Origin of the sequence: Rufibacter hautae, assembly GCF_008271695.1 — a bacterium.
In the GTDB taxonomy this organism is placed as follows: Bacteria; Bacteroidota; Bacteroidia; order Cytophagales; family Hymenobacteraceae; genus Nibribacter; species Nibribacter hautae.
The window spans coordinates 1,706,597-1,723,247 of sequence record NZ_VKKY01000002.1; the positions used below are offsets into that span (position 1 = coordinate 1,706,597).

Consider the following 16,651-nt stretch of genomic DNA (forward strand, 5'->3'; position numbering starts at 1 on the left):
TGAGGTTGGAGAGGACTTTTGATAAGAGAGTTGGTACCTATGCAACATTCTGTCAAAACCTTCGAGTTGAAAGCCTGACCATGGAAAACAAAAGCTGGGAAATTGCTGTACCTACCTATATCACTAACCATCAACACCATACCTCTATGAAATTCATTACCAAACAGGATGCAACTACCGGCGAGGAGATACAGCTCTCCTACACTGACTTCAGCGCGGGGCGCCCCGTTGTGCTGATCCACGGCTGGCCCCTAAGCAAAGAGATGTGGGAGTACCAGGTAGACGACCTCGTCAGCGCCGGGCTGCGGGTCATCGCCTATGACCGGCGGGGCTTCGGGCACTCCGCCAAACCGTGGCAGGGCTACGACTATGATTCCCTCACCGAGGACCTGAGAGACATCCTGGAGCAGCTGGACCTGCGCGATGCCGTGCTGGTGGGCTTTTCCATGGGCGGCGGCGAGGCCGTGCGGTACCTGAGCCGGTACGGCAGCGAGCGGGTTTCCAAGCTGGTGCTGGTCAGCGCCGTCCCGCCTTTCCTTGCCAAGACCTCTGAAAACTCCGAAGGGGTGGACCAGGGCGTGTTCGAGGAGATCATGGTCAGCCTCAAGGAGGACCGGATCGGGTTCCTGGACGATTTCGGCAAGAAGTTCTTCGGGGTGAGCCTGATGAACCACCCGGTCAGCGCTCCCCTGCTGGACTACTACCGCATGCTGGCCTCCGTCGCCTCTCCCCGGGCCACGCAGCAGTGCGCCTTAGCCTTCGCCCAGACCGACTTCAGGGCTGACGTGCAAGCCATAAGGGTACCGACCCTGATCATCCACGGCGACGCCGACCAGACCGTACCCATCAATGCCAGCAGCGACCGCACCGCCGCCATGATCCCCGGCAGCCAGTACCTGGTGTACGAAGATGCGCCCCACGGCCTGTTCTACACCCACAAAGAGAAGCTGAACCAAGACCTGATCTCCTTTATCACCTCCGCATAGTTCCCCTTAATGCCCACTGCCTCTCCCTCACAGGATGGTAGTGGGCATTTACTTGTAGTGAAACCTGGAATTGGCTAAGTGGGGTGAAACAGGGGGCTTGTCTCTGTGATATACGGGTGTGTTCTCCTGATAGAACCAATTTGGGTCTGACCGGGTAGGTCGAATTTCAGAAGATTCGTTTGTTTTTACGCGAAGGAAGGGCCATCACTTTGAGATAAATGCTCCGTGAAGGAAACCCTGTGATACAATTACTCCGGTAATGCACGGCTGGACACAAAGCCGGGTTGATTGCCGATGAACAAATCAGAGGCCTGCACCTCTTGCACTTTCCGCACTAATCTCCTTTTTACCTTTATAACCGTGTTAGGCGAGATAGCACACAGGGTGATAATCTCCCAAACAGAGCCTCTTTCTTCCCTAAGTTAGGCTATCACTTTCCGGTTCTCCTCCTATCCCTGCGCTGGGTTGTTCTCCAAGCCATGCGCGCGCCTTTCTGTTGCATCCTTGAAAAACCTTTACCGCTACCTTCTTAGGCCGTCAGCCAACGGATAAAATACGGTATTTTCTGTCAGGGTAAAAACACAAGGTAAACTGCTATTAATTAACCAGTTAAAGTGTTAAATTAAAGATTACAGGTTGAACCAGATCCTTACATTTTAACGATAAAACCATGTACCAACATTATACTATTCTTGTCCATAAACCTCCCTCACTCCTCAGATGGAATCCAGGGAAATTTTATTTAAGATGGCCCTACTTATTGGTCTCTCTTGTTTTGCTGGCAATGGTTGCCCCCAACCTGAAGGCAGCAACGTCGGCAAGCCCAAAACCTGGTTTTGGCGATATTTCCGCTTTTCGGCCCCTAAACTCCCCGCCCCTTTTGGATAAGCCCGAATACGAAAAAAAGGCAGCAGACAGCAGTACTATTTCTCCCCGCTATACTCCCATTAATGTATCACGATTGCAGAGCCTCATAGGCAAAAAGATAGTGAGTGTGGCGAAAGGAAGGGACCGTACCTATGAGTTTGACGGGTATACTATAGGCACGCCCTCCACCAGTACCCTTGTCCTTGCTGCAGACGGGACGGTGTATATCTATCATCCCTATTACCCCCAGGAGTATTATGTAGCGGAGGTCCCTGTGCTTACCAACGTGAAGTCCATTGCGGTAGGTTACCACCGGTATTATGCAGTGGAGGCAGACGGGAGCGTGTACGAGTGGGGAGGGATTTATGAAGGAAACAATATACCGGTGCAGATACAAGGCCTGTCCAACATAAAAACTGTAGCCAGTGGGGGCTACCATGCCCTCGCTTTAGATGAAGCAGGAAATGTTTTTGCCTGGGAAGACGGAGGAGCCCAGTTAGATTATTTCTATTCTTCCAATGGAGTTGACCTGCAGTCAATTAGGAAGGTATGGGGCCCGGGAGCCAAAGCCATTGCGGCAGGTGATTGGCACTCTCTCCTGATTGGGGCAGACAACATGGTGTACGAATGGGGGTATCATAGGTCAACAGAAGGTAGGCATCCAGAATATCCCACAAGGCAAACCTTCTGGTATTCCCCGCTTCCCATAAAAAAGGTACAAGGCATTGAGGGGGCAAAGGCTATTGCGGCAGGCCTTTTCACTTCCCAGGCTTATGGAACAGATGGTAAAGTGTACAGTTGGGAGTATGTCCAAAAAGAATTTTCAGGGTTATTTCTTACTCCTTCGTTAGAATTCATTCCATACATCTACTACGAGTACAACTCCTCCTATGCCGCCGTGGAAGTGCCGGATCCCTTTCCGGCTAACTGCGTGAATCCAGTTGTCTCTTTCATCGCCTCTCCAGCCGCCTTGGGTTCCCCCACGATCTTCACGGACCTCTCCACCAATGTGGCCCCCGGTGCGGTCTACGCCTGGGACTTCGACGGGGACGGCACCGCAGACAGCCACACCAAGGGGAACGTCTCCTTCACCTTTCCTTCGCCCGGCACCCACACGGCCAAACTCACCATCTCGAACGGCATCTGCGAGCAGACCCACTCTGCCGCTCTCACGGTGAGCGCGCCGGTAACCTCTGACGCCCGGTGGGACTTCCGGTACGGGGGCACGGGCAACGACCGGCTCCATGCCATGGCCAAGGCCGACGACGGGGGCTTCCTGCTGGGGGGAACCTCCTCCTCCACCGGCAACGGCGACAAGACGGAGGCAAGCCGGGGCGGCAGGGACTTCTGGCTTGTGAAAGTGAGTGCTACTGGCGTGAAGCTCTGGGACAAGAGGTACGGGGGCTTCGCCGACGATGAGCTAAGGACCATCACCCCTACCCCGGACGGGGGCTTTCTGCTGGGCGGCAGCTCCCGGTCGGGCACGGGCGGGGACAAGTCCGAGGTGAGCCGCGGCGGCACCGATTTCTGGGTCGTGAAAATCGCGGGTGACGGCACCAAACTCTGGAACCGGCGCTTCGGCGGGGCGGGTGACGAGGACCTGCGCGCCGTCACCATTGCTTCGGACGGGGGCTTCCTCCTGGGCGGCTCCTCCGCCTCGGGCATAGGCGGCGACCAAAGGCAGGCCAGCCGGGGCCTCACCGACTACTGGGTCGTTAGAATCAGCGCAAACGGGACCAAGCAGTGGGACAAACGCTTCGGGGGCTCCGCGGCAGACGAACTCCACTCCCTGGTGCAGACCCCAGACGGGGGCTTCCTGCTGGGCGGGCAATCCATGTCTGGCATGAGTGGGGACAAGGCGGAGGCGAGCAGGGGGCTCAGTGACTTCTGGGTCGTGAGGATCTCAGGCACCGGCGCCCAGCTCTGGGACCGGCGGTTCGGGGGCGCGGCCGAGGACCGACTGAGAACCGTCACCCTCACCTCAGACGGCGGCTTCCTGCTCGGCGGCAGTTCCCTCTCCGGGGCGGGCGGCGACAAGTCCGAGGTGAGCCGCGGGGGCCAGGATCTCTGGGTCGTTAGAATAAACAGCGCCGGGGCCAAGCTCTGGAACCGCCGCTTCGGTGGTTCATCTGACGAAGAACTGACCTCCGTGCTGGAGACCCCGGAAGGCAACCTGCTGCTGGGCGGCTCCTCCGCCTCGGGCGTGGGCGGCGACCGGAGGCAGGCCAGCCAAGGGTCAACTGACTACTGGGTTGTCCAGGTCTCGGGCACCGGTGACAAGCAGTGGGACAAACGCTTCGGGGGCGCCGCCGCCGACGGGCTGCAGTCCATCGTCATAGCAGGTGACGGCGGCCTTTTGCTCGGGGGGATTTCCTCCTCCGGCACCGGCGGGGACCATACCCAGCCCGGCAGGGGGCTGGCTGACTTCTGGATTGTGAAGGTAGGCGGGCCTATTCCTAGCCAAGCCCCCATTCATATGACCTCCTCGATTCAGGAAAGCCCAGTGGCCCAGGGCCCTGAGAATGGGGTAAGCGCTCTGTTGGCGAATCCCAACCCCTTCGGTGACAAGGTGCACCTGCGGTTCAGCCTCACCAAGGCTGACCGCATCAGCCTGAGGGTGTACGATGAGCGGGGCCGGGAGGTGGCAAGCCTGTACGAGGGGCCAGCGGAGGCCGGTACCCACTCAGTAGAGTGGCTTGCCTTCGGGCAGAAGTCCGGTGTTTACTTTGTCCGGTTGGCCACCTCGGCCGGCAAATCCATCCACAGGAAAGTGGTCCTCATCCGGTAACCAATTTCTTCTGCATGCTCTTGCCGGAGTCTGTGCCTCCCCTTTCCTGTAAAGGGCTTGTAGACGAGGATGGGCTATCGGGCTCTCTCCCTGTGCTTCCCTTATAACCACAGGAGAACCTAGAGTTTGATGCGGCGCGCTCTTCACCCGGCAGGGACCTACTATGGATTAGCCCTGCATTCCTTACACTCGGCACTTCTTGGGAACAAGAGGAAAGACCTTTTTGCCTGGTTTATTAGGGAATTTTACTAGCAGGGTGCCGGAACAGCTTTTCGTATTTGAGGGGCGGGGATATGGGTTAGTTGTAGGAACCTCAATACACGTGCTTGTGTCAGTAAAAGCTATAGCTTATTGTGATGCAGTAAAATGTCGATTATGTATCGCCCTGTCGTACTCAAAAGGGCATCTGTTAGTGTACTACTTTTTTTGACACCGCTGGGGTTGATGAAACCCGAGCAGAGGGCTTACCTGAGAGGAAGTAATGAGATAAGGTTAGCACACGAACCCTTAGGCTTCTAGTTAAACCTGGAGCCAGAATCAATAGTAATAGGAAGTAGGGTTATTTGGTACCTGCCACCGTTTTCGCCTGCTTCGTGTCGGCCCGCTGGTAAGTCACGCCCCACTCGTGCGCCTTGCCGTCCTCTGTGGTCATGGTGGCTTTCAACACGAGTTTGTTTCCTTCTACCTTGGCCGTTATGTCCACCTTGTTCTTCTCATTCATCATATGGGGTGCCACGATGAACTTAGGCTGGAATCTGCCGACGGAGAGGGTGTAGGAGCCCAGAGCCACGGTCCTCGGCTTGCCCCCGTTCCTCTCCACCCACATGAAGTGCGTGGGGGTGATAAGCTGGAATTCTTGGGCAGTCGTGTCAGTCTCAGTTTTCCCCTCGAACTTATGGTAGGAGGAGAGGAGATTCCAGGTCCCTACCAGTGACTTGTCGGTGTTGGGGGTGTCTTTGACTTTTCTGTAGACCTCATGGAGCTCCACCTTTTTGCCGTCGGGCAGGAAAATGTGGCCGTCTTGATAGAGTTTATCACCCTCCACTTTCATCGTGAAGGCGGTAGTGGCGTCTCCAACCAATTTTTCGACGTACTTATTGCCCTCCAAGGTGTAGGTTCCATGATCTCCTTCCATTCGCAAAGTATCCGATATCATTCCCTTTAACACATACATCCAATGGGTGGGGGTGATGACCTTGTACTGTTTGACGGCGCTGACGTCCCGGGTTATCGACGCGCCGGTTTCATCTTTCCCATTCATGGAGACCATCTCCCAGGTACCTACGATGGGAGGCGATGTTTGGGCCTGCAGGTGTGATATGATACCACACAGCAGTGCCATTGCGAAAATCATTGCTTTTTTCATGTTATATTTTTTTAATTAGAAATGAATCCTTGCTCTATTATATAATTAACATAATAAACTAGCGGATAGAAAGAAAAAAGCAATGTATTATGGCTGACTTACAAGAAGTTACCCAAGGGAGAAACATCTGTACAGGTACTTCTATTTTGTCATTCTTTCTTCTGTTCTCTTTATCCCAAAATGGCTGCAGGTTTGTATTATGAAAGCAGATTTTCTGTTGCTCTAGATGTGTGAGGTCAAAAGAGACACAAGGGATTATATGGTCTATGCGCACTCCCTCCTATTTCCCCAAGTGATACCAAGCTTAAATTGATTTTCCAGATGGTGTTTTAAGGCCTTTATCGTGCAGCCCAACAAACCCATTGTTTTTAAGGCTTTCTGGAGCTAGTAGGTTTAAGTGCTTGGCGTACTCAGGACCTAAGTCGACACCTTATTGCGAAACTGAGATCTGTCTTAAACCTTTTCTGGACATTCTCCCTTAATCTTTTCTTGTATTGCTCTGTTTTTTTGAATACAACTATTTACAAATAGGCTGTCTGTAAAGCTAAGTTTAAGAGAAGTAACTAATTCAGATGATAGCCTATAAGCTTTGTTATGAGTAGCTGAAAATGATAAAGAGTGTATCTCAGGAATTGATGGTTACTAAATGACTGGGCAATGTCCTTAACCTGCAATAATTGATGATATTTACCTGTTCTACGACGCTGCCTTTTAAGTAATTATGGGGTCATTTGTTAAGCCCGGTCCTTTGTTTGAAAATTTTTTACAAGCTCAAAAATGCGTTAGGAGAGAAAAAAGGAGGGCAAATGGATACCAAATGTTTGGAAATTGTGTGCAAACAAAAAAGCCACCTACAAGCTTCAACTTGTAAGTGGCTGATTTTCAAGTGGGCCCACTTGGAATCGAACCAAGCACCTACTGATTATGAGTCAGTTGCTCTAACCGAATGAGCTATAGGCCCGGCCAAATCTTTGATTTGGGAGTGCAATTCTACAAATTTGTGTTTTAAATCGCAAAACAAAGCACTCATTAATCGTGGACTTTTCTTCAATTAAAAATATCATCTTCGACCTGGGCGGTGTGATCATCAACATTGACTACGCCAAAGGAACAGACGCCCTGAAAGCTTTCGGTAAGACCGGCGCCAACGTGGATTTCAGCCAAAAAGCCCAATCTGAACTATTTGACCTCTATGAACGCGGCGACATCTCCTCTGAGGAGTTCCGGGAAGGGCTGCGGGCCGAGTATTTCATTGACGCCTCTGATGCGCAGATTGACGAAGCCTGGAACAGCTTGCTCTTGGATATTCCCGCTGAGCGGATTGAACTGCTGCGCGAGCTGAAAAAGCACTACAATTTGTACCTGCTTAGCAACACCAACGCCATCCACATGCTGGCCTTTAACAAGATTGTGGAAGACAACTTCGGGATTCCCAGCCTGGACAGCTTGTTTGACAAAGCCTACTACTCGCACCTAGTGCGGATGCGGAAGCCTGGTGGGGAGGTTTTTGAGCACATTTTAGCGGAAAACGGCCTGAAACGCGAAGAGACCCTCTTCATTGACGACAGCATCCAGCACATTGTGGGAGCCAAGCAAGTGGGCCTGCAAACCCTTCACCTGGCTCCTCCCCTTACCATAAACGAAGCCCTGAAGGAGGCCTTGCCCGCGCATGAAGCGTAACCTGCTCCTGCATGCGCTGCTTTTCCTCCTGACCCTTGCGACTACTACGTTTGCCGGGGCGGAATGGCGTTATGGCAGGTCCTACTTCTACGGGCTGGAGGGATTCATCTGGCCCCCGGCCATCAGTGGAGAGGAGGTAGTGGGCGGCTTGGTGTTTTCCCTGGCGTTCCTGGGCTTTCTCACGGCCCACGAGTTCGGGCACTACCTTACGGCCCGCTTTTACCGGGTGCGGGTGACCCTGCCCTATTACATCCCCGTTTGGCTGGGCGTCACCTTCGGGATCGGGACCATGGGGGCTTTCATCAAAATCAAAGAGCGCATCTTCTCCCGGAAGGAGTTCTTTGACATAGGCATTGCAGGCCCATTGGCGGGGTTTGTGGTGGCACTGGCCTTGCTTGGCTATGGGTTCACTCACCTGCCTTCTTTGGAGTACCTGTACGCCATCCACCCAGATTACCGCGCCTGGGGCCAGAACTACGAGGCTTTTGCTTATCTCCGGCCCGATGACCTAGCCATAGGAAAGAGTGTGCTGTTTTGGCTTTTTGAGGAGTTCGTGGCTGATCCTGCCTTGCTGCCCAGCCGCTACGAGATCATGCACTACCCCATTCTGTTCGCAGGGTTCCTATCCCTGTTTTTCACCGCCCTGAACCTGTTACCCATCGGCCAGCTGGATGGGGGGCACATTCTCTACGGGATGATGGGCTACGAGCGCTTCAATCGGTTGTCGCCTATCCTCTTCACCCTATTCGTGTTTTACGCCGGGCTGGGGCTTTTTTCGTTGCAGATAAACCTGGAGGAGGACTGGTGGAAATGGGGCGGTTACGCGCTGTACCTGATCATTGTGTTTCAGCCCCTCTTTCCTGATTCCCGCCGAGGGTTGCTCGTAGCCGCCGGGGTCCTCAGCGGTCAATTGGCCGTTCAGGCGCTTTGGCCCGAGGTGCAGGGCTACAATGGCTGGCTTGTCTTCGGGTTGGTGCTGTCCAGGGCATTGGGCGTGTTCCATCCACCCAGTCCTAATGAAGAACCGTTGAGTAAGGGAAGGATCATGCTGGGTTGGTTCGCATTGGTCGTGTTTGTCCTCTGCTTCAGCCCGGCCCCATTCATCATTGATTAGGCATTTTGTTTTGGGGCTGTTTTCTGGAAAGCAGCCCTAAAATGGAACCCACCCCTACCCCTCCGAGGAGGGGAATTAATACGCTCCAGATAGTGCTGCTCCCACTTATTGTTTGGCCGTAGTTCTGGCCCTATCCTTTGTAGGGGCAATCCCTTGTGGTTGCCCTTGCGCTTGCCACTGCAGTTTCAACTCCAACAACCATAACTGCGGTAGTAATGTAGATTCCCCTCCTTGGAGGAGTAGGGGTGGGTTTTTCAAGCGTCTAGATTGCTGTTTGAAGCAACTGAAAAGCCCATTTGAGGCTTTGCCTCACGGAAGTTGCAAACTTCCGTGCATGTTGGGTCCAAGTTGAAAACTTGAACCAGGTTTTTAGGTGAGTGAACTAGCGCCAAGCTCATTTGGATATTAATTCTTAACCCAGTAATTCTAGGCCGTAAAAAGAAAACCCGTTTTGGGGCTGTTTTTTGAAAAGCAGTCCCAAAACGGGTTTTCTAGCTTTAAGAGATATTCTATGCTTCGTTATAGGCCAGCATGCCGCCTACCACGTTGCGCACGTTGGTGAAACCTTGCTGCTGCATGAGGGCCTGGGCGGTGGCAGAACGCTTGCCGGAGCGGCAGTGGACCAGTACTTCCTGGTCTTTGTAGTCTTCCAGTTCATGCATGCGTTCTGGCAATGATCCCAGGGGAATCAACTTGGCGCCCGCAATGCTTTGCTCCTCAAACTCCCAAGGCTCGCGCACGTCAATCAGGATGGGCGTTTCGTTGTTGGCCAGGCGTTGTTTCAGCTCGGCGGCGGTGATATCAGAAGTAATCATTTTTGAAGGATTAGTTTAGCGGTTCTAAATTGGTCACCTTTTCGGGCTTTTACAAGATAAATTCCCGTGGCCAGCCCAGCGGGCAATGTCAGACGCTGCCTTGCCTGGCCTTTAGACCAGGTTTTCAGCAACTGACCCGTGAGCGTATAAAGCTCTAGTTGGTCAAAGGCCTGGCTGAGGTAGAACTCTCCCGAGGTGGTAGGATTAGGGTACAGCAGCGATTCGGCCGTGGCGAGATCATCCCCGGCGGAGGTCAAGGTACCGGCCATGACCGGCCTGAGGAGCAGGGCACCGCCCAGGTTCGCCACCGGTCCCCAGGCAGTAGCTCCGTTCATGGCAAACAGCTTTCCGTCAGCGTTCTCGTTCAGGTCAAAGCCGATGTTCACAAAAACCCCGCCCGAGGGTTGTCGGTAGCCCACGTAGAAACGACCCTGCACTTCTATCTGCCGCTCCAAAGTGATATCCAGCCAGTTGTTCAAGTCAGCGGCGGCCGGCAGCACGAAGCGTTGTTCGTACACCGGCTGAGTCCCAGGCAGACCATTATTATCGTTCCAGATGCGCAGGAAAAGCTCCGTGCCCGGGGTGTTGGTACCGGTAAAGTAGATTCTGACAGATTTGAGGCGATCGGTTTTGTTCAGGTCAAACTGGTAGGCCAGCTGCACCGCCGAGCCAGAAGGATAGCTGAAACCGGTCTCCGCGGAACCATCGTCATAGGCATAGTAATCCTGAAGATCGGTCTGGCGCCGAAGGGTGTCGTTGTAGCGGGTGTAGAAGTTAGGTTCTTTGGTGTTCAGGAAAAGCAAGGTCTCCAAAGAATAAGGCTGGCTTTGGCTTCCCAGGAAAGCACTGGAGGGCGCCGCCGTAATGGGGGTTCTGGTACCAGCGTTGACGGGCGCACTGCCGCGCAGGAAAGTATCCACCACCCCGGTGGTCAGGTTCCGTACCGAGGCGCGCCAACTGATGGCCGCGGGCACGTTGCTGAGGTTCCCCATCTCAGACCCCACCTGGGCTCGGGTCTCGGCAGCGGGGTTCTCCAAGAATTGCCAGATGGGCATGGAAGTGTACCGCTGTAGCAACGAAGGCAGCCGCTGGGTGAGGGCTACGTCAAAGGTCTGCAGTTGGCCCATGCGGCGGTTACGGTCCAGATACACATAATCCACGTGCCAAACATCCCTAAGGCCGCTCTGCCGCCCGCTGCTCACCCACCGGAACTGGAAACCATTGTAGAGGTAACGGCTCTCTTTCAGGGTCAGCATGACCGGGGCAAAATCAGTGGAGCGGCCGTTTCCCTTTTGGGTCCAGACGGGGTTCCAGGCGCCGTTGGCGTCTTTGAACTCCAGTTGCAGAAAGAATAGGTTGGAGCTGGAGAAATCAGGAGCATCCAGCAAGCCGCCGGACTGCCAGTAGAAGCTGAGGTAGATGGAGTCCTGGGACTGCAGACCGCCCAGGTTGAAGGGTTTGGAAGTAAGCGTATCCGTGGGACCGATGCTGGTGCTTACGCCGTAGGGCTGCCCGTCGGCCTGTAAACCGTCAAAGGAAGCCGCGAAGATAGAGGGAGGATTGGCTGCGTAGCGGTTGGTCACGGAAACGCCGCCTCTGGAGGTCCAAAGCGCAGGATCAGGAGCGCCTTCGCCCTTGGCGAAATCGTCAAAAAAAGGAAGGGCCAGGGTATCGCCGGAGGCCAGCGGCTGCGGGGTGTTACCGGGTTTCAGGGCCGTTTTCCCGAAATCTGCTCCTAAACGGGGCAGTGAGGTGAGCGGGGTCAGCACCTGTGCGCGGGCTGTCCATCCCCCTAAGATTAAAATCAGAAAGATGGTCAGTCCCTTGCGCATAGAGGAATTTTTATTGGATTGGCGTTACCGGTTGCGGACCGGCCACCCAGATGTCTATGAATTGCCCCGTCCGGATCATCGTTTTCACGCTGTCAGTGGTCGTGGGCCTTTGCTTCAATACGGTTCCGTTGGACTCTCCGTTGGGCCCTTCCATGTAGATAACGGACCCAATCTGTAAACCTTGTCCGGTTACCAGCATGGTGGCCTCGTCTACGGGCATGCCCACCAGCAGCGGCACTTCCAGTTCGGTGTTGCCCAAACCGTTGCCCACTTCCAGGTCAATGCGCGATCCTTTGGCCACCGGCTCACCGGGCTTGATCTCGCGGCCGTTCACAAACTGGCGCAGGATGGAGTTCTCGGCCAGATCCGGCACGTACTTGATGTCGCCCAGATTCAGGTCATAGCTTTTCAGGATCATCTCGGCGTTCTTCACCGATCCCTCAATCAGCTTCGGCATCTTGATGAGTGGCGGGTTTTTCATGTTGATGCTCACGTAGATCTTACGGCCTTCTTTTACCTTCTCCCCTGCCTTCGGCTCCTGGGTGATGACGGTAAACGGCTGCTTGCCCTGCTCATAGGTAGAGTCGCTCACGTAGAAGCGCAGGTCTTTGTCGGCGAGGAAATCTTCCAACTCTTCCACGCTCATGCCCGCCAGGTTGGGTACCGAGATGGTTTCACCGTGGTTGGTGGTGCTGGGCAAGTACACAAAGAAGAACAGGAACAACAGCAGCAACACAATGGCCGCCATGATAAACAGGTGTTTGAACACATCGCCCAGAGACTGGGCCTTGAGAAAACCACTCATGAATTAAGAAATAACTTTTTTGGTGCGCTCCATGCCAAACTGCAGGATGCGGTCAATGAAATCATAAGGCTTGTACCCGTTGATGGCGGTCTGGTGGAAGATACACGTGGCCGGGGTCATGCCGGGCAGCGAGTTCACCTCAATGATGATGGTCTCCACGCTGTCATCGGGGTGCACCCGCACAAAGGCGTCTATCCGGGCGTAGCCTTCAATGCGCAGGATCTCGGCCACGCGCTTCAGGTCCTGCTTCACCTGGTCTGAGATGCGCTGGCGCTCCTGCGGGTTGCGGGCATACCGGGCCGGGGTAATGTTCTGCCCCTCGCCAGCCAGAAACTTCTCTTCCAGACTCAGCACCTCTCCTTCGGCCAACGCTTCAGAAGCCTCAAATATTTCGTACTCGGTGCGGCCGTTAGGGCCGTAGCTGGTGAGCAGACCGCCGGTGATCTCCAGGAAATGCTTCGCGCCCTCGCGGGAGATGAGGTTCTCAATAAGGAAATAGCCTTTCAACGGCACCTCTTCCTTGAAGCTCAGCTTAAGCACGCGTGCCGGAGTTTCCGGGATTTCGATTTGATTTCTGAAAATGAGCTCGGCAAAGGCTTCCAGTTCCTCACGGGACTTGATCTTCTTCACCGCCGAGGAGCAGCCGTCATCGGCGGGCTTGGCGATAAACGGATAGCGGAAGTTTTGCTCAATCTGGGCAAAAAACGCCTCGGGGTTTTCCTGATAATCCTTCTTGAAGGCCAGCATGTGGTCGGCCACCGGCACGCCGTTCTGGCGCAGAATCTTGTTCGTCTCAAACTTGTTGATGGTCACCTGCGACGACTGGATGCCCGATCCGTTGTACGGGATGTGGAATTTCTCCAGCTGGGTCTGCAGTTCGCCGTCTTCGCCGGGTCTGCCGTGCAAGGCAATGAACACCGCGTCTACCAAGCCCTGCAACTGCTCAAATGTCAAGCGCTGCGGTTTCTGCAGCGAGTTGCCGGCGTAAAGGCGCGTGATGCCCGAGGCCGCTTCTTTGATTTGCGCCAGCACCGGGTGCGTAGGCACGCCTGCCTCAGAGGCTTCAATTTTCTCCTTAATGTCGTCGGCGTTGTCCTTCAACATGATGTTGATGGGAATCTGGTACAATTGGTGCGACTCCTCGTTGCCGGTCAGGAAAATAGGAATCGGCTCGTATTTGGTAGACGAAGACAGCTTCTCATAGATGTTACGGCCGCTTTCTACGGAGATGTGGCGCTCAGAAGAGTATCCGCCCATGATCACGCCTACCCGCAGTTTGTCCAGGCGGTGCGCGCGCTCATCGGCCATGGCCGTGTCTAATTTCTTCAGCAAGCCAGTCAAGTACGCCGTGTTCTTCCCGCTTTTCACCCGCTCAGACAAAGAGGTCCGAATGATGTAGGTCAGGAACTGAGAAGGGTTCAACCCGATCTCGGCGGCCTGGTGGAAGAAGAACGATGACGGCAACATACCCGAGGTGGTGTTGGGGTCATTTAGGAAAATCTCGCCAGCCTCGGTGATGAAGCCGTCCAGACGCGCGTACACGTTGAAGCCCAGACTGGTGTACAGGCGTTCGCACTGCTGCCGTATTTCCTGGATCTGCTCGGTGGGCAAATCAATGGGCGTGATCTTGCGGCTGAGGCCCGGCAAATATTTAGAGCGGTAGTCAAAGACCTCGCCGCCTTTTCTGATCTCGGTGGGTGGCAACGCGATGGGGTGACTGGCCTGGTCCTGCACCACAATGCAAGAGAATTCACGACCATTGATGAAGGCTTCAATGAGCACCTGCGTCTCGCTCTCCACATTGGTGAGGGTGAGCGTTTCGGGGCCGTTTTGGGTGAAAGTAACCGAAAGCAGGCTCAACAGTTCCTCGGGGGCATACACCAGTTTTCCGTCCTGGGTCTGCACCGGCAAGCCGATGCCCTCGCGGATATCGGTCAGGGTTTTGATGAAGTGCAGTTGCTGTGCGGCGCTCTTGCCCGTCCACTCCTCCTTGCGGATGGTGAGCGAGAACAGGCTGCGGGCCACTGCTTCTTCAAACAGCTGCAGGTTTTTCTCTTTGATGATGGACACGCCAATGGAAGACCCCTGGTGCGGCGCCTTCAACACCAATGGCAGACCAAGATCAGCCACCAGGCTGTCCAATAAAGCAGCGCGGTCCTGGGTGGAATGCCATTCCTGCAAACTCAGGATGCGGTAGTCTGGCGTAGCGAACCCATGCTGCTGCAACAAAGCCTTTTGCGCGATCTTGTCAATGCCAATGGCCGACGGCAGAATGCCCGAGCCGGAATACGGAATGCCGTACCACTCCAGCAAGCCCTGGATGCTGCCATCCTCGCCGTACGGCCCGTGCAGGGTCAGGAATGCGAAGTCAAAAAGCTCCTTGAACTGGTGCGGGTGAATCCGTTTTCCCACGCGTGACGCGATGTCATTCAGTTCCTCCTCGCTCAGGTTGCCCAAGCTCTCCAGGTACATCTGCAGGCCATGCTCCGTGGAAGGCAACACGTCTACCGGCGGGTAGAAATCGCGGATGGTTCCTTTGTAGATGAAGTGCCAGTCCAGCAGAATGAAGTTCCCCAGGCTGTCGGCGAATACCGGCACGGCCTCAAACAGGGATTTATCTAAGTTATCGAAGACGGTGCGGCCACCGGCGAAAGAGATTTCGCGCTCCCGGGACGGTCCACCAAAGATGATTCCAATTTTCATTAGGGCAAAGATACTGGTTTTTGCTCTTTCGTTCCTAGTGCCAGCGCTTTCCATCTCACGCAAGCCTTCACATACGCAATGGGGCAACTGCTCAGAACAAAGATAGCATTACGCGATGTTCCGTTTTCAGACTGAAATCAGGTAAACAGCCTAATAATGGTGATAAACTCAGATTGCCCTACCGAAGCAAGGTTTATATATACTCCTTTGGCTGTATATAGTATATTCGGCGGTCCAATTCCGTTTACCCGACTAATGGTAGGCATATAAACGGATGTTTGGCTCAGTTCAAGGTGCCAATGACCGGATCTGCTCCCTAAATACGGTAGTTGGCGGTAATTTTAAAAAATATAAAATGGGATATTATATCAGAATATTTGGGAAGAACGACCCTGAAATACATTTGGATAAAATTCTGAAAAGTCTAGCAGATGAAGGCTTAGAAGCTAAACTACTACTTGCAGAGGGTGAAAGCGCTGCAAACTGGACTTTGCTCGACATAAACAATAAAGTAGGTGTGCCTCTGATTCAAGTTGAAAGAAACCCAGTCATTGATGGTGAACTTGGCAAAGAGGAGCTCGAGGAGTTCAGGGAATCTATCAAAGAATACAAACCGACTTCAGCGGTAAAGTGGCTTGACAAATATTTCAGTAAAGTTAAGGTCATTTACACCTTCCAAATCCTGAACGCAGCATTCGAAGATGAAAACTATCCTATTCTTGAATCAATCAAGACAACGATTTGGAGACAGACAGGCGGTATTTTCCAAGCAGACCTAGAGGGTTTCTCCAACGAGGACGGTTATCATATTCTTTGGCAGTTTTCAGACAATGTAACCGGCGACTATTCTATGGCTGTAAGGAACATGCTTGGGCAGTGGGTAAATTTCAGAATGGACTTGGGCGACCAAAACCAGCGGGAGGATTTCTGGAACGGCAAAGTACCTAAGGGAGCTGTGAAAATTTAAAAAGAACTTCCGCCAACATTGTGTAAAATTTATGCGTCGGCCGACGGCTTAGCACACTTTTTACACGAGGCCGATGTGCGACAGTTTAATAATGTAATCTTGAAACAGACACTAATGTTTTTGGCGGCTTTATTTGTTGCGGCTGTATTGTGCACAAATAACATCGACAAGTCTAAAGCAAGAAGCTTTTCAGAAGAGACAAAATTTATGATAAAACTATACAAAAGCATTGACGGACAACTCCACTATTGGGAGACTTGGGATAATGATGTAAAATCAGCAGTTGTACATTGGGGGATAGTAGGACAAAAAGGGCAACAGAAGGAAATCAAATCTGGACTTCTAACCAGCTTTAGAAAATCAGTTCAAAAGGAAATTGACCAAAAGTTAGAAGAAGGATATTCTGAATTTGAAGAAGACCAAATTTCATTCCTAGAGATTGAATATAAGATTGATGGTTTCGGGACAGATGCGGACTTGGATAAAAGGCAACGACTCGAAGAAAGGATGGACGAAACATTAGGCTGGACTGGACTCGGGCACACTGACGGTGGAAGCATTGGAAGTGGCACTATGGAAATTGGCTGTATGGTAGTAGACTTCGATATCGCCAAAAAAGTAATAGAAGAAGACTTGAAAGACACTGAATTCAGTGACTATTCAAGAATATATAAAATGCAATAAAAAAATCGACCGCACAACATTGGTATAAAAAGCAGCCTCGGTCG

General features: G+C 53.2%; 11 protein-coding genes and 1 tRNA gene. 6 read left to right on the forward strand and 6 right to left on the reverse strand.

Features of this window, described 5'->3' with window-relative positions; genetic code table 11:
• Positions 1-146 precede the first annotated feature (146 nt).
• Complete coding sequence (locus FOA19_RS16000) at positions 147-986, forward strand: alpha/beta fold hydrolase (RefSeq protein WP_149091776.1); 840 nt, start codon at positions 147-149, stop codon at positions 984-986.
• A 994-nt stretch (positions 987-1,980) separates the two neighbouring features.
• Positions 1,981-4,641, forward strand: a complete 2,661-nt coding sequence (locus FOA19_RS16005) for a T9SS type A sorting domain-containing protein (RefSeq protein ID WP_190300430.1) — start codon at positions 1,981-1,983, stop codon at positions 4,639-4,641.
• A gap of 559 nt (positions 4,642-5,200) precedes the next feature.
• Here FOA19_RS16005 and FOA19_RS16010 read toward each other — a convergent pair.
• Positions 5,201-5,776 carry a hypothetical protein gene (locus tag FOA19_RS16010; RefSeq protein ID WP_149091778.1) on the reverse strand — a complete coding sequence of 192 codons (576 nt, stop codon included), beginning with the start codon at positions 5,774-5,776 and terminating at the stop codon, positions 5,201-5,203.
• A 1,118-nt stretch (positions 5,777-6,894) separates the two neighbouring features.
• Positions 6,895-6,968: transfer RNA gene (locus tag FOA19_RS16015), tRNA-Ile, on the reverse strand.
• Between the two features lie 74 nt (positions 6,969-7,042).
• Here FOA19_RS16015 and FOA19_RS16020 point away from each other — a divergent pair.
• Positions 7,043-7,687 (forward strand): HAD family hydrolase, encoded by a 645-nt coding sequence (locus FOA19_RS16020; RefSeq protein ID WP_149091779.1) that lies wholly within the window; start codon positions 7,043-7,045, stop codon positions 7,685-7,687.
• Positions 7,677-8,801, forward strand: coding sequence for a site-2 protease family protein (locus FOA19_RS16025; protein ID WP_149091780.1), 1,125 nt, complete (start codon positions 7,677-7,679; stop codon positions 8,799-8,801). The genes FOA19_RS16020 and FOA19_RS16025 overlap by 11 nt, the downstream gene beginning before the upstream one ends.
• A gap of 509 nt (positions 8,802-9,310) precedes the next feature.
• On the opposite strand, the gene FOA19_RS16030 is transcribed toward FOA19_RS16025, so the two are convergent.
• From FOA19_RS16030 to FOA19_RS16045, 4 genes are read right to left on the reverse strand one after another with little or no spacing between them, the layout of a single operon-like run.
• Positions 9,311-9,616, reverse strand: a complete 306-nt coding sequence (locus tag FOA19_RS16030; protein WP_149091781.1) for a rhodanese-like domain-containing protein — start codon at positions 9,614-9,616, stop codon at positions 9,311-9,313.
• A complete protein-coding gene (locus FOA19_RS16035; RefSeq protein WP_149091782.1) occupies positions 9,613-11,448 on the reverse strand; it encodes a T9SS type A sorting domain-containing protein in 1,836 nt (611 codons plus the stop codon). The genes FOA19_RS16030 and FOA19_RS16035 overlap by 4 nt, the downstream gene beginning before the upstream one ends.
• 10 nt (positions 11,449-11,458) lie before the next feature.
• Positions 11,459-12,253 (reverse strand): PASTA domain-containing protein, encoded by a 795-nt coding sequence (locus tag FOA19_RS16040; protein WP_149091783.1) that lies wholly within the window; start codon positions 12,251-12,253, stop codon positions 11,459-11,461.
• A 3-nt stretch (positions 12,254-12,256) separates the two neighbouring features.
• The gene (locus tag FOA19_RS16045; RefSeq protein ID WP_149091784.1) at positions 12,257-14,956 is read right to left on the reverse strand and encodes a D-alanine--D-alanine ligase family protein; all 2,700 of its coding nucleotides are present in this window, start codon (positions 14,954-14,956) and stop codon (positions 12,257-12,259) included.
• Between the two features lie 274 nt (positions 14,957-15,230).
• Between FOA19_RS16045 and FOA19_RS16050 the strand changes: the two genes are divergently transcribed.
• Both FOA19_RS16050 and FOA19_RS16055 read left to right on the forward strand, forming a co-directional pair.
• Complete coding sequence (locus FOA19_RS16050) at positions 15,231-15,923, forward strand: hypothetical protein (protein ID WP_190300431.1); 693 nt, start codon at positions 15,231-15,233, stop codon at positions 15,921-15,923.
• Positions 15,924-16,022: 99 nt separating this feature from the next.
• Complete coding sequence (locus tag FOA19_RS16055) at positions 16,023-16,607, forward strand: hypothetical protein (RefSeq protein WP_223808931.1); 585 nt, start codon at positions 16,023-16,025, stop codon at positions 16,605-16,607.
• Positions 16,608-16,651 lie beyond the last annotated feature (44 nt).